Here is a 12257-nt window from a genome sequence, read left to right on the forward strand (position 1 = left end):
TATGTCAAAACCTTTATTGCAACTTAAAAATGCCTCTATATTTCAAGAAGAGAATCTAGTGTTGTCAGATATTAGTGTAGAAATATTTGAGGGTGATTTTATGTACCTTATCGGGAAGACAGGTAGCGGTAAAAGTAGCTTAATGAAGACACTTTATGGTGATTTACCTCTAGTGAAAGGAGAAGGTTCAATTGTAGGTTTTGACTTAACGAAGCTTAAGGAAAAAGAGATTCCCTTTTTAAGACGTAAGTTAGGAATAGTTTTTCAAGACTTTAAATTGCTGAATGACAGAAACGTCCATGATAATTTGCAATTTGTTTTAAAAGCTACAGGTTGGAAAGATCAAGCTAAAATGGATACAAAGATCAATGAGGTTTTAGAAAAAGTAGGAATGAAAACCAAAGGCTTTAAAATGGCATTTCAACTTTCTGGTGGTGAACAGCAGCGTGTTGCTATTGCAAGAGCTTTGTTGAATGACCCTGAATTAATTCTAGCTGATGAGCCCACAGGTAATTTAGATCCTAAAACTTCAATTGAAGTGATGAGTGTTTTAGAAGAAATTAATAGAAGTGGAAAAACCATCTTAATGGCAACCCATGATTATGCACTTATCTTAAAATACCCTCATAAGACTATTAAATGTGAAGGAGAGAAAGTCTTTGAAGTGGTGTAAGTCATAAATTTGATTTTGAAAACTAATAAAAATGTACTCGTAGCAGTTAGCAATGATATCTCTACTGACCAAAGAGTTCATAAAGTTTCAAGTTATTTAGTAGAAAAAGGATTTAATGTTACTGTTTATGGGAGGGTACTTCCAGAGACGTTTAATGTTTACAGGAAATATGATGTCATTAGGAAGAAACATTTTTTTAATGTTAACTTCCTATTCTATGCAGAATATAACATTAGGCTTTTTTTATTTATTCTTTTTAAAAGAAAATACCGTTATATACTAGCCAATGATTTAGATACTTTGCCTGCATGTTTTCTGGGAAGTAGGATTAAAAAAAGTGATTTGGTATATGATAGCCATGAGTACTTTACTGAGGTGCCTGAACTACAAGATCGAAATTTTGTAAGACAGTTTTGGAAAACATTAGAGCGCTTTTTTTTACCAAGATTAAATAAAATGTTTACTGTTAGTTCTGGAATAGCTAAAGCATATAAAAATGAATATGGTATTCCAGTTGGAGTAATTAGAAATCTTCCATACAAAGATGATAAGAATGTACAAGATATTAGTTTTCCTACTAATAATAAGGTTATTCTTTATCAAGGCACTTTAACCGAAAAGAGAGGACTAAAACAAGCCATATTGGCCTTAAATTATATAGAAAATGTAGATTTAGTTATTATAGGATATGGAAAAGAAAAAAGAAATTTAGAAAAATTTTCAAAGGCGAAAAATTTAACTGAACGAGTTCACTTCTTGGGAAGAATACCTCATGATATATTATTTAATTATACTGAGAAAGCTGATTTAGGCTTACTTCTTGAGGAACCATCAGGTAAGAGTTTTGAATTCTCTTTACCTAATAAACTGTTTGATTATATACACGCAGAGTTGCCAATTTTAGCTTATCCATTAACTGAGATTAAGAATCTAATTAAGAAACATCAAATAGGGTTCTTTGTAAAGAGTCATGATCCTAAGCATATAGCGAAACGTATTTCAGAGGTTTTATCAGATAGCCAAAAGATGCTCAAAATTAAAGAAAATCAAAGAAAAATTAAACAGTTATTTTGTTGGGAAAATGAACAAGAAAAATTAGATTATTATTTTGATTAATGGGAGTTACAGTATCTATAATTATACCTACACATAACAATCTTGAAAGCTTAAAGCGTTGTATTTTAAGTATAGAAAAACAAGATTTTAATGACTATGAAGTGTGGATTATAGATAATGAATCAACCGATGGAACATTAGAATACCTAAGGGAATTAGAACTTCCTTTTAAATGGATCAGTAAAAGTGATAAGGGAATTTACGATGCAATGAACAAAGGGGTAGAAAATTCTAATGGAGATTGGCTTTTTTTTATGGGGGCAGATGATATATTCTACAATGCTAAAGTTTTAAATAGTGTTTTTAATCAATCTATTGAGGAAAATATAAAACTTTTATTAGGTAAGGTAGCTTACAATGTTAATAAAGGAACAAAAATAATGAGCCCTAAATGGTCATTTTTATTATGGTTTAAAAACACACTACCTCATCAGGGTATTTTTTATAAGTCTTCAGTTTTTTCTAAAAGAAAGTATTCTTTAATTTATAAAGTTTTGGGTGATTATCATTTGAATCTAATACTTTTTAAATTAAAAACGCCTATAAAATTATTAGATCAAGTAATTACTTTATGTGGAACAGAGGGTATATCTAGAGATAATAATTGGGATATTAAAAAGGAGGAAATAAAGCTTAAGAGGTCTTTAAGTAATGAATTTTTTCAACCATTTTTCTACTTCAATTCAATATTGAAATATTATTATAAGAAACTTATTAAAGTAAAAAATTAATCTAGTTTCTCAATCCAGATAAATCAAAAACAACACCAACACTAAAGAATATTAGCGTGTCATTAAATTTACTAGATCCATCAGTTTGATCAAGCCCGTCTACTTTATCAGAAAAGAAATACTGCCAACGAGCATCTGCAACCAAGTCAAATTTATTTAATTTATAGCGTGTGCCAGCACTGAAAGTAAAAGAAAAGGTATTATCTCGCTCAAGGAAATTACGATCTCGCCACTTTTCGGGAAGATTCGATATGTCTAAAGTCCCTTCAGGGGTATTTGTCAATTCAGGATCGAAACTATTATATTGCAAGCCAGCACTAACATAAGGTGCAAACTTGTCAGAAGTGTTGAACAATAGTCCATAATCCTCTAGATTCTTAAAGTAATATTCAAGTTGCATTCCAAAGTTAAATATCTTAGTTTTTCCTTTCATAGCTCGCAACTGTGAACCGATAGTATTATTTAATTCAATATATCTTCCCTTGTGCTCAAGGCTATTATTGAAATAGTAAGATATTTCAGTTCTTAATTTAAAATGATCAGAAAAAAAACTCGCACCATTTCTCCAGTTATAATTATTACCGTAAAAACTTAGATAATGCACTAAACCAATTCCGAAAGTTGTTGCATTACTACTTGGAAAGTGATGTCTTTCACCATAATCCGTTTGCATACTTAATGGACCTGCAACTACACCTATTTCATGACTCCAATCTAGCTGAGCAAAGGAATAAGATAGCGACAATAAAAGTGAAAATACGGTTAATTTCAGCTTTAATTTCATGTAAACCCTTTTTTTCGTTGCGCAATTTAAAAAAAAATACCATGCCAGCCTCTAAAAACCAGCCTAATCAGAACTAAAAGTAAAAAAAAATATTGTTTTTACATTGATTTTGAAAGTTCATCATCATTAGGTTCCCAAAAAAGGGCCTTAAAATCTACAATTTTATTATCTATTACCTTTATACCTTCATTTTCTAATAGCTGTTGCATTAAATTGGTACCTTGAAAGTGATGCTTACCAGTTAGAATACCATTTCTATTTACAACTCTATGCGCTGGAACTGATTCATCTCTTCCTGAAGCATTCATTGCCCAGCCCACCATTCTAGCTGATCTTGCGGCTCCTAAATATTTTGCTATGGCACCATAGGAAGTGACCCTTCCATAAGGTATCTTTCTTGCTACCGCATAAACCTTATCAAAAAAATTTGAATTATCATTTACCATAATAAATCTATTAATGAAACTGTAGCCACCAGTGAAGTTAATCCTCCTAAAAAATAGTTCAAATTTTTAGTTAACTTTTTTGCTTTTCTTTGAATCTTTAGGGCAGAAATGGCATACACATATAATAAAGAATAGGTTCCTAAAGCGGATCCAAGTACAAAAAGAAGTATGCTAGTAATGTTAAAGTCTAACCATCCTGCCATATTTAGGGCACTGCCAACACCACAATAAAATGGTATGGCAAACATATTTAAACTAGATAACGTCAACCCAATTGAAAAGCTACTTCCTTTTTTTAAAGTAACATCAGAGTTACTTTGCCTTTTTTCTATAAAAGCTTGTCTAAAAAAAAATAAAGACAATCCAAAAAAAATAATAATACCAGCAATTTTAATGTACCACTCAAAATCCATATTATTATGAATGTATTTGGCAAAAAAGATTGCTATAAAAGCTTGAATTAGAACTATTAATGAAACACCAATTGCAAATTTAATAGCTTCGCTTTTAGAACGTTCTAAACTAAACTTCGCGGTGGTCATATTCAGCATACTAGGTGGTGTTGTACCAATAAATGAAGTTGTAAAACCTAGAATAAATTGAATAATTAGTCCCATTTTAACTAATAATTTGTTCTAAATTTGACGTAGGTAATAGGCTTGCCTTGCTCTAAGAACTGCCTTTCATAAAATGTTTGTGTCAATATTGCCTCTTCTGGACTATGTGGATTATTGTAGATATCATGATGTGCATATATGATCTCATGATTTCCTTCCTGTAATAGTCCTAAAGTATAACCATGCAAGAACTCACTATCAGTTTTTAAATGCACAACTCCATTTTCACTCAAGATATGCTGATATTTTCTTAAGAAATCAAGATTTGTCAAACGATGCTTCATGCGCTTAAACTTAATTTGAGGATCTGGGAAAGTGATCCATATCTGACTTACTTCATTCTGCTTAAAACAATGATCTATTAACTCAATTTGCGTTCTTAAAAAAGCTACATTTTTTAAGTTTTCCTCTAATGCTGTTTTAGCGCCTCTCCAAAAACGAGCTCCTTTTATGTCAACACCAATATAATTGAATTGAGAGTTTTTTCTTGCTAAAGCGATGGTGTATTCACCCTTACCACATCCTAACTCTAGTATTATTGGATTGCTGTTCTCAAAAAAAGATGACCATTTTCCTTTTAATGAAAAGCTGCTTAAGACTTCCTCACGAGATGGTTGCAAAACATTAACAAAACTTTCGTTCTCACGAAAACGCTTCAATTTGTTTTTGCTGCCCAAAATGTGAAATTTGAAGAAAAATATTATATAGTATCGCCAGATCTCTTATGCTTGGACATTTCACCAAGCCAATAGAACATCGCAATAAAACCTATTAAAATTATGATTGTGTTTACAATGTTTGAGGCCCACCATCCTTTAGTAAAACGAAAAGCATCATATATAGCAAAAGCGTAATCTGTAAAAAAATTTCCTAAAGCTCTGAAAATATTGTTAGCAATCATATCTTGGTTATATTTACCCAGCAAAAGTATAAAATAAAGCAATGATTGCCAATTTTTTCAGTAAAACTAAACCCATTAATACATTAGTTATTGTTGCATTACTTTTTATTACTTTTCTTTTTTCTATAGCTGTTAACTTTACAGAAGAGTTCAATATTTATAAAGTAATAAGATATATAGGGAAATTAGCTCTGCTATTAATCACGCTTTTTCTTGTAAATTTTATTGTTAGAAAGAATAACCTTACTAAGGATAATTCCCATGCCTTGCTTCTTTTTGTTGTTTTGTTAGGGATGTTTCCTTTATCACTTATTAACACAAATATCATTGCATTAAATATAGTGCTTTTGCTAGCTTATAGAAGAATTTATAGTTTGCGCACGAAAAAGAGTACTAAAGAAAAATTATTTGACAGTGGCATGTGGATAGGAGTAGCCACTTTGATTTACCCTTGGAGCGCTTTGGTGTTATTATTAGTGTATGTAGCAACCTATTTGTTTGATAAACGGAGTTGGCAAAATGCTTTTATTCCTTTTGTTGGCCTTTTAACGCCAATATTTATCTATAGTGCTTATTCATTGCTTTTTGATAAAATGTATATTTTTTACGAGGTTATGTCTTTTGATTCTAGCTTTAATTTTGGTCAATTTAATTCGTTTAGATTGATTGTTCCACTGGCTTTGGTGTGTGCTTTGCTCTTATGGTCAATTTTTCCTACGAGTTACAAGATTTCTATTGTAAATAATGAATTCAAGAATTCCTGGTATTTATTGATATGTCATTTTTTTATACTATTACTTGTAGTTATTCCTTTTCCATTAAAAAATGGATCAGAGTTAATGTTACTTTTTTTTCCAATAGCAATCATCTTAGCAAATTATATTCAAATTATAGAAGAGAAAAGATTTAAAGAAGTTTTAATGTATAGTATGGTAACTGTAATGATAACTACTTACTTCTTATAATTTTTCTCCGTAGGCAAGATCTCCAGCATCACCCAAGCCAGGAATAATGTACCCTTTTGAGTTTAGCTCATTGTCAACAGCTGCAATCCATAAATGTGTATTTTCTGGAAATTTGTCTTTTGTATAATCAATGCCATCTTTTGAACCAATTGCAGAAACAATATGAATTTCTTTAGGAGTACCATATTTAAGTATACTATTATAAGCAGAAACTAGTGATTTTCCCGTTGCTAACATGGGGTCAATCAAAACAAATGTTTTGTTATTTATTGATGGTGAAGCAAAGTAATCTACTATAATTTCAATTTCACCTCTATTTTGTTTTCTATATGCTGAAATAAAGGCGCTTTCAGCTGTGTCAAAATAATTTAAGAGCCCATAATGTAAAGGTAAACCTGCTCTTAAAATTGAACATAAAACTATATTATTATATATTAGCTGTATCTCTGTTTTTCCTAAGGGAGTTTCAATAATAGTGGAATGATAATTCAATAATTTACTCATTTCATAACCAAGAATTTCTCCAATTCGTTCAATATTTTTTCTAAATCGCAAAGCGTCTTTTTGAATGCTTTTATTTCTAATTTCAGCTATAAATTTATTAAGAATAGAATTCGTGTTTTCTAAATTATGAACGGTCATTTTTTAGTGCAGATTTATTTGAATTATGATTGTGAAAAATTAGTAACGGTGGCAACAATAACATGTAAAAATATTGTATATTCACGATTCCAAAAATAATAATCAATTAAAAACAAAAATTAAATTATGGGATTATTTTCATTTATTAAAAATGCCGGGGCTAAGGTCTTTGGTATAGGTAAAACTGAAGAAGAGGAAGCAGCTGAAAATGCTGCAAAGGCTGCGGAATTGGCGGCAGCAAAAGCGGCGAAATTAGCGTCAGCTGTTGATGCCTTAGGTTTAAAAGTAGAAGGGTTAGACATTAAAGTTGATGGTGATCTTGCTACTGTTTATGGCGAAGCTGAAGACCAGGCAACACGTGAAAAAGTTGTATTAGTTGTTGGTAATACCGAGGGTATTGCTAGTGTAGATGACCAGATGACTACTGCGGTTCAAGAGCCTGAAGCTCAATTTCATACGGTAGTTAGCGGAGATACTTTAGGTAAAATAGCCAAAACTTATTATGGTAACGCTATGAAGTATCCTGTAATATTTGAAGCCAATAAACCTATGTTGACTGATCCTGATAAGATATATCCAGGTCAGGTATTGCGCATTCCTGCTTTAGAATCGTGATTTTTCAAACTTCTAACAAATAATAGAAAACCCCAACAATTAGTTGTTGGGGTTTTTATTTTTTCTATTTCCAATAGTCTGCCACCCAAGGAGCGGGAGCTACATAACGATACCATTTACCTCTACCGCCTTTAATAGCTTTATGAGGATTAATTTCCCCATGAAAAATGATGATTTTTGAACCTTCTGGTATTGAAGGTTTTTTCCAGAAAGCAAAAGGAATTCTAGAAACACAATCATATTTATAGCTAGGGCACCATTCTTTTGGCCAAAAATTAAGACTACCATGATCTTTAACAGATTGTGTTAAGTATTCCTGTTCATTTCTATGCTGCTTTCTTATGGAGTCAAAATTCTTAACAAAGTAATCAAATACATAAGGGTGCTTACCAATTTCAAAACGATATACAGATGAATTTCCTGTGGGCTTTAAATAATCTTTAATAATTAAGAAATCACCTTCAATTTCAAAGAATGCATCCATATTATCTACAATGACTACATCTAAATCTAAGAACAAAGCTGTGCCTTCTAACCCATATAAATCACCTTTGAGTGTAGTCAATTTTTTCCACATGCGTTCAGGTAAATCTCCTGGTATATCAACTTCTGGTATAGGGTAACAATCTACTTCATCTATAATACCTTTAGCATCGTCAGTAAAGCATACCATTTTAAAATCATGCGTCAAATTTCTTTTAACCATAGAGTGCAACCTATTGACATATTCAGGTCCATAAAGTGTACCCCATTTCATGCAGAAAATATATTTTTTTGACATGTGTTTTATATTTCCCGCAAAGGTAACAATAACTAACTATTAACTATTTTTTCCTGATGTTGAATTGATTCTTGGTGAATAGCCTTAAAAACTTTCTCTACAAAATCATTACTTAAGTTCTTCTCATTACCCAAGTCAACCACTTTCTTAATCACCTCTTGCCATCTACTTCGTTGTAAAATAGCAACGTTTCCATCCTTTTTTACTTTACCAATATCTTGTACTACATCCATACGATCTGATAAAAGATCTATCAACTGTTTGTCTAGCATACTTATTTCTTGACGAAGTTTTGTAAGTTTTGTTAATGCATCTTTCTCTTCAACTCTATCTTTTCTTACTCGTAAATCTTCAGTAATTTCTTTCAATCTGCTAGGTGTAATTTGTTGTTTGGAATCACTCCAGGCATTGTCAGGGTCAAAATGTGTTTCAATCATGAGTCCTTCAAATTTGAGATCTAACGCTTTTTGACAAACATCAAATATACCATCACGTTCTCCACAAATATGCGAAGGATCACAAATTATAGGAAGTGTAGGATATTTATTTTTTAAATCAATTGGAATTTGCCATTGAGGGATATTTCTATACTTGGTTTTCTTAAATGAAGAAAAGCCACGATGAATAGCTCCAAGGTTTTTGATACCAGCAGTATGCAAACGTTCAATAGCTCCCATCCACAAAGCTAAATCTGGATTTACAGGGTTCTTCACGAGAACTATTTTATCTGTACCTTGTAAAGCATCAGCTATTTCTTGAACAGCAAATGGATTTACCGTGGTTCTGGCGCCTATCCAGATAATATCCATATCAAAATCTAAAGCTAGTTTAGCGTGTTGCGCATTAGCCACTTCAGTAGTAACTAGCATACCTGTTTCTTGCTTTACTTTTGAAAGCCATGGCAAGGCTTTTGCACCGTTTCCTTCAAAATTACCAGGTCTTGTTCTGGGTTTCCATATACCCGCTCTAAAAACAGTTGCATCTGTTTCCTTTAATTGATGCCCAATTTTAAGCATTTGTTCTTCTGTTTCTGCACTACAAGGTCCTGCAATTACCAAAGGGTGTGATAATTGCATATCCTTTAACCAAATTGAAAAATCCGTTGATTCCATATATTGTTTATTTTTTTATTCCGTTTAATATGTTCTTTATTCTATTTGTTTCATTCATGACCTCAAATACTTCATGATTAGAGTTTAATTCTATTAATGCCTTAAAGGATTCTAAATTTTTAATATACTCATCTAGTGATTTTAGTATATACTCTTTATTCTGTAAGAAAATAGGTGTCCATGTTTTAGGGTTACTTTTAGCCAGTCTTACTGTAGATTCAAAACCACTACCGGCCATATTAAAAATATTTTTCTCATCTTTTTCTATTTCAAGTACCGTTTTACCCAACATAAATGCACTGATATGAGACAGATGAGACACATAAGCTATATGCATATCATGTTGCTTGGCTGATTCCATAAAAACATTTCGCATGTTCAGTTTTTCAAATAACCAAACTGTCTTTTCTATCATTTCAGTGCTACTGAACTCTTGCTCGCAGATAATATTTACTTTTTCCTTAAAGAGATCATAAATAGCAGCTTCAGGGCCTGAAAATTCTGTACCAGCAATAGGATGTGCAGCAACAAAATTTTTCCTGTTGGGATGATTTTTTACATCTTTACATACTTCATCTTTAGTAGAACCTACATCAAAAACTAAGGTGTTTTCACCTACTAAATCTAAAACTTGAAGTGTGATTTTTGGTATAATGTCAACTGGCACTGCTATAATAACAGTGTCTACTTCTTTTACAATATCAAGTGAGGCTTTTTCAAAGATGATCCCGAGATCTAGGGCTTTTTGAATGTGTTCAGGATTATCGTCTATACCGTAAATGGTCGCCCACGTAGACTTCTTTAGTTCTAATGCCAAAGAACCACCAATTAATCCAAGGCCAATAACGGCTACTTTCTCTATATTCATACGGCAATCCTTTTTAAAATTTCTTTTAGTTTCTTTTTAGAAATGCATAATGATAGACGAATGTATCCTTCACCATTAGATCCGAAAACGGTTCCTGGTGTCATAAAAACATTGTAATCATATAATAATTTATCTGCCAAAGCCTCTGCGGTAAAATCATGAGGGATTTTAGCCCAAACAAACAATCCTGCACTTTTTTTATCATAACTACAATCTAGCACATTGAAAATTTCAAATGCTATTTTCTTTCGTCTTGTATATATGGCATTCATATCTCCATACCAACTGTTATCAAGATTCAATGCTGCTATTGCACCTTGTTGTAATCCATAGAACATACCTGAGTCCATATTACTTTTTACTTGTAAAATAGAATGAATATTTTCGGCAGACCCTAGCACCATTCCTATTCGCCATCCTGCCATATTAAAAGTTTTACTCAGGGAGTTTAGTTCTAGTGCAACTTCTTTTGCTCCTTCTATTTGTAATATGCTTAAAGGATTTTTATTCAGAATAAAACTGTATGGGTTATCATTTACCAACAAAATATTATTCCGTTTAGCAAATTCTACTACATCCTTTAGTTGATTTATATCAGCCTTTGCTCCAGTTGGCATATGCGGATAGTTGATCCACATGAGTTTTACTTTTGATAAATTTCTTTTCGATAATGTATCAAGATCAGGAAACCAGCCGTTTGATTCTTTAAGGTCATAATAGTTAGGTATGGCTTCAACTAAACTGGTAACCGATGTATACGTAGGGTAACCGGGATTTGGTATCAATACTTCATCGCCTGGATTTAAAAATGCCATAGATATATGCATTATACCTTCTTTTGACCCCATTAAGGGTAAAATTTCTAGATTAAGGTCTAACTCTACATTATAATTTCTTTTATAAAAACCGGCTATTGCCTTTCTTAATTCAGGTAATCCCTGGTAACTTTGATAACCATGTATGTTTGATTCCTCTATTGATGATTTTAATATGTTTATTACCTTGCTAGGAGGGGGTAAGTCAGGACTGCCGATACCAGCATTGATAATTGGCTTACCTTGAGCAATAAGCTCACGAACTTCTCTTAATTTTTTAGAGAAGTAATATTCCTGAACATTATGTAATCTATTGGCCTTTGTTATCATAATTTTCTTTTGCCTCGCTTGTACTCGCCTAATACTTTTATACTATTCACTTTATTCTCTATATGCTCTAAGGCCCTCTGATAAGCAGTATAATCATCAAAAACTACATCAGCAAAAAAGGCATATAACCAAGGTTCATCAATAATAGGTAAAGATTGTAGTTTTGTCAATCCAATATTGTAACCCGCAAAAATATTAAGTACTTCAGTAAGACTACCTGTTTGATGCTTTGTTCTAAACTTTAGAGATGCCTTATTGATGTTTTCTTCCTTATTCAAATGGCCATTTCGTTTATTTAAAACAAAGAACCGAGTATAGTTATGTTCGCTGGTTTGTATTTTATCTGCAATTATATCTAATCTATAAATTTTAGCTGCTTTTTTGCTGGCTATAGCAGCAATACCTTTTAATTGTTTTTCTTGAATTTGTTGTGCTACTTCGGCTGTATCTGATGTCTCAACTAGCTTTATACGCGGATGTTTTCTAAAGAACTTTCTGCATTGTAATAAAGCCATTGGGTGTGACCATACTTCTTCAATATCATTTAGACCTTGCCCTTCTAGAGCCATCAAGTTGTGTTGAATGGGTAAATGCACTTCGCCATGAATTGCTAGATTAAATTCATCAATCAAGGCATAATTTGGTAAAATAGCACCAGCAAGCGTGTTTTCTATAGCCATAACTGCTCCATCCACCTGCTCACTATTTAAAAGTTCCGGTATTTCTACGAAAGACATACATTCTTTCATAGTTATATTTTTTCCAAAATAGTTACTGGCCACTTCATGATGAAATGAACCTTTAATTCCTTGTATGGCTATTTTTTTTGTTCCCATTCAGGCATAAAAAAAGTCCCGATTT

16 protein-coding genes are annotated in these 12257 nt (G+C 32.1%); 5 read left to right on the forward strand and 11 right to left on the reverse strand.

All coding sequences use genetic code 11. The features are described 5' to 3' along the window. Position 1: 1 nt before the first annotated feature. From AC1EU5_RS02505 to AC1EU5_RS02515, 3 genes are read left to right on the forward strand one after another with little or no spacing between them, the layout of a single operon-like run. On the forward strand, positions 2-673 hold the full coding sequence (locus AC1EU5_RS02505) for a cell division ATP-binding protein FtsE (protein WP_480190771.1): 672 nt from the start codon (positions 2-4) through the stop codon (positions 671-673). Positions 674-688: 15 nt separating this feature from the next. After that, entirely contained in the window at positions 689-1789 is a 1101-nt protein-coding gene (locus AC1EU5_RS02510; protein WP_480190772.1) for a glycosyltransferase, read from the forward strand. Next, positions 1789-2520 (forward strand): glycosyltransferase family 2 protein, encoded by a 732-nt coding sequence (locus AC1EU5_RS02515; RefSeq protein ID WP_480190773.1) that lies wholly within the window; start codon positions 1789-1791, stop codon positions 2518-2520. The genes AC1EU5_RS02510 and AC1EU5_RS02515 overlap by 1 nt, the downstream gene beginning before the upstream one ends. 1 nt (position 2521) lies before the next feature. Here AC1EU5_RS02515 and AC1EU5_RS02520 read toward each other — a convergent pair whose 3' ends face one another. From AC1EU5_RS02520 to AC1EU5_RS02540, 5 genes are all read right to left on the reverse strand, one after another. Further along, positions 2522-3304: a THC0290_0291 family protein gene (locus AC1EU5_RS02520; RefSeq protein ID WP_480190774.1), complete on the reverse strand. Its 783-nt coding sequence runs from the start codon at positions 3302-3304 to the stop codon at positions 2522-2524. 98 nt (positions 3305-3402) lie between these two features. Continuing rightward, positions 3403-3750, reverse strand: coding sequence for an MGMT family protein (locus tag AC1EU5_RS02525; protein WP_480190775.1), 348 nt, complete (start codon positions 3748-3750; stop codon positions 3403-3405). Further along, on the reverse strand, positions 3744-4367 hold the full coding sequence (locus tag AC1EU5_RS02530) for a LysE family transporter (protein WP_480190776.1): 624 nt from the start codon (positions 4365-4367) through the stop codon (positions 3744-3746). The genes AC1EU5_RS02525 and AC1EU5_RS02530 overlap by 7 nt, the downstream gene beginning before the upstream one ends. A 5-nt stretch (positions 4368-4372) precedes the next feature. Further along, entirely contained in the window at positions 4373-5044 is a 672-nt protein-coding gene (gene trmB, locus AC1EU5_RS02535) for a tRNA (guanosine(46)-N7)-methyltransferase TrmB (protein WP_480190777.1), read from the reverse strand. A gap of 23 nt (positions 5045-5067) precedes the next feature. Next, on the reverse strand, positions 5068-5268 hold the full coding sequence (locus tag AC1EU5_RS02540) for a DUF6341 family protein (protein WP_480190778.1): 201 nt from the start codon (positions 5266-5268) through the stop codon (positions 5068-5070). Between the two features lie 41 nt (positions 5269-5309). On the opposite strand from AC1EU5_RS02540, the gene AC1EU5_RS02545 reads away from it, so the two are divergent. Beyond that, positions 5310-6233 carry a DUF6427 family protein gene (locus AC1EU5_RS02545; protein ID WP_480190779.1) on the forward strand — a complete coding sequence of 308 codons (924 nt, stop codon included), beginning with the start codon at positions 5310-5312 and terminating at the stop codon, positions 6231-6233. Here AC1EU5_RS02545 and upp read toward each other — a convergent pair. Further along, on the reverse strand, positions 6228-6875 hold the full coding sequence (upp, locus tag AC1EU5_RS02550; protein WP_480190780.1) for a uracil phosphoribosyltransferase: 648 nt from the start codon (positions 6873-6875) through the stop codon (positions 6228-6230). The two genes, AC1EU5_RS02545 and upp, sit on opposite strands and share 6 nt — an antisense overlap. Before the next feature lie 126 nt (positions 6876-7001). Between upp and lysM the strand changes: the two genes are divergently transcribed. Then, positions 7002-7490, forward strand: coding sequence for a peptidoglycan-binding protein LysM (gene lysM / locus AC1EU5_RS02555; RefSeq protein WP_480190781.1), 489 nt, complete (start codon positions 7002-7004; stop codon positions 7488-7490). 64 nt (positions 7491-7554) lie between these two features. Here the strand turns inward: lysM and AC1EU5_RS02560 are convergent, their stop codons facing one another. The 5 genes from AC1EU5_RS02560 to AC1EU5_RS02580 are packed head-to-tail and all read right to left on the reverse strand — an operon-like array spanning position 7555 to position 12232. After that, entirely contained in the window at positions 7555-8271 is a 717-nt protein-coding gene (locus AC1EU5_RS02560) for a glycosyltransferase (RefSeq protein WP_480190782.1), read from the reverse strand. A 32-nt stretch (positions 8272-8303) separates the two neighbouring features. Next, positions 8304-9383 carry a chorismate mutase gene (locus AC1EU5_RS02565; RefSeq protein WP_480190783.1) on the reverse strand — a complete coding sequence of 360 codons (1080 nt, stop codon included), beginning with the start codon at positions 9381-9383 and terminating at the stop codon, positions 8304-8306. 7 nt (positions 9384-9390) lie between these two features. Further along, positions 9391-10245 (reverse strand): prephenate dehydrogenase, encoded by an 855-nt coding sequence (locus AC1EU5_RS02570; RefSeq protein WP_480191084.1) that lies wholly within the window; start codon positions 10243-10245, stop codon positions 9391-9393. Positions 10246-10247: 2 nt separating this feature from the next. Beyond that, entirely contained in the window at positions 10248-11396 is a 1149-nt protein-coding gene (locus AC1EU5_RS02575; protein WP_480190784.1) for a pyridoxal phosphate-dependent aminotransferase, read from the reverse strand. Further along, a complete protein-coding gene (locus AC1EU5_RS02580) occupies positions 11393-12232 on the reverse strand; it encodes a prephenate dehydratase (RefSeq protein WP_480190785.1) in 840 nt (279 codons plus the stop codon). The genes AC1EU5_RS02575 and AC1EU5_RS02580 overlap by 4 nt, the downstream gene beginning before the upstream one ends. Between the last annotated feature and the right edge of the window lie 25 nt (positions 12233-12257).

Source organism: Maritimimonas sp. 2405UD52-3, from assembly GCF_056591715.1.

Excerpts from the sequence above, each read along its gene's own strand:
- lysM (WP_480190781.1), top strand. The coding sequence starts at position 7,002 with ATGGGATTATTTTCATTTATTAAAAATGCCGGGGCTAAGGTCTTTGGT.
- AC1EU5_RS02565 (WP_480190783.1), bottom strand. The coding sequence starts at position 9,383 with ATGGAATCAACGGATTTTTCAATTTGGTTAAAGGATATGCAATTATCA.
- AC1EU5_RS02540 (WP_480190778.1), bottom strand. The coding sequence starts at position 5,268 with ATGATTGCTAACAATATTTTCAGAGCTTTAGGAAATTTTTTTACAGAT.
- AC1EU5_RS02560 (WP_480190782.1), bottom strand. The coding sequence starts at position 8,271 with ATGTCAAAAAAATATATTTTCTGCATGAAATGGGGTACACTTTATGGA.
- AC1EU5_RS02520 (WP_480190774.1), bottom strand. The coding sequence starts at position 3,304 with ATGAAATTAAAGCTGAAATTAACCGTATTTTCACTTTTATTGTCGCTA.
- AC1EU5_RS02545 (WP_480190779.1), top strand. The coding sequence starts at position 5,310 with ATGATTGCCAATTTTTTCAGTAAAACTAAACCCATTAATACATTAGTT.
- AC1EU5_RS02575 (WP_480190784.1), bottom strand. The coding sequence starts at position 11,396 with ATGATAACAAAGGCCAATAGATTACATAATGTTCAGGAATATTACTTC.
- AC1EU5_RS02530 (WP_480190776.1), bottom strand. The coding sequence starts at position 4,367 with ATGGGACTAATTATTCAATTTATTCTAGGTTTTACAACTTCATTTATT.
- upp (WP_480190780.1), bottom strand. The coding sequence starts at position 6,875 with ATGACCGTTCATAATTTAGAAAACACGAATTCTATTCTTAATAAATTT.
- AC1EU5_RS02505 (WP_480190771.1), top strand. The coding sequence starts at position 2 with ATGTCAAAACCTTTATTGCAACTTAAAAATGCCTCTATATTTCAAGAA.
- AC1EU5_RS02580 (WP_480190785.1), bottom strand. The coding sequence starts at position 12,232 with ATGGGAACAAAAAAAATAGCCATACAAGGAATTAAAGGTTCATTTCAT.
- AC1EU5_RS02515 (WP_480190773.1), top strand. The coding sequence starts at position 1,789 with ATGGGAGTTACAGTATCTATAATTATACCTACACATAACAATCTTGAA.
- AC1EU5_RS02525 (WP_480190775.1), bottom strand. The coding sequence starts at position 3,750 with ATGGTAAATGATAATTCAAATTTTTTTGATAAGGTTTATGCGGTAGCA.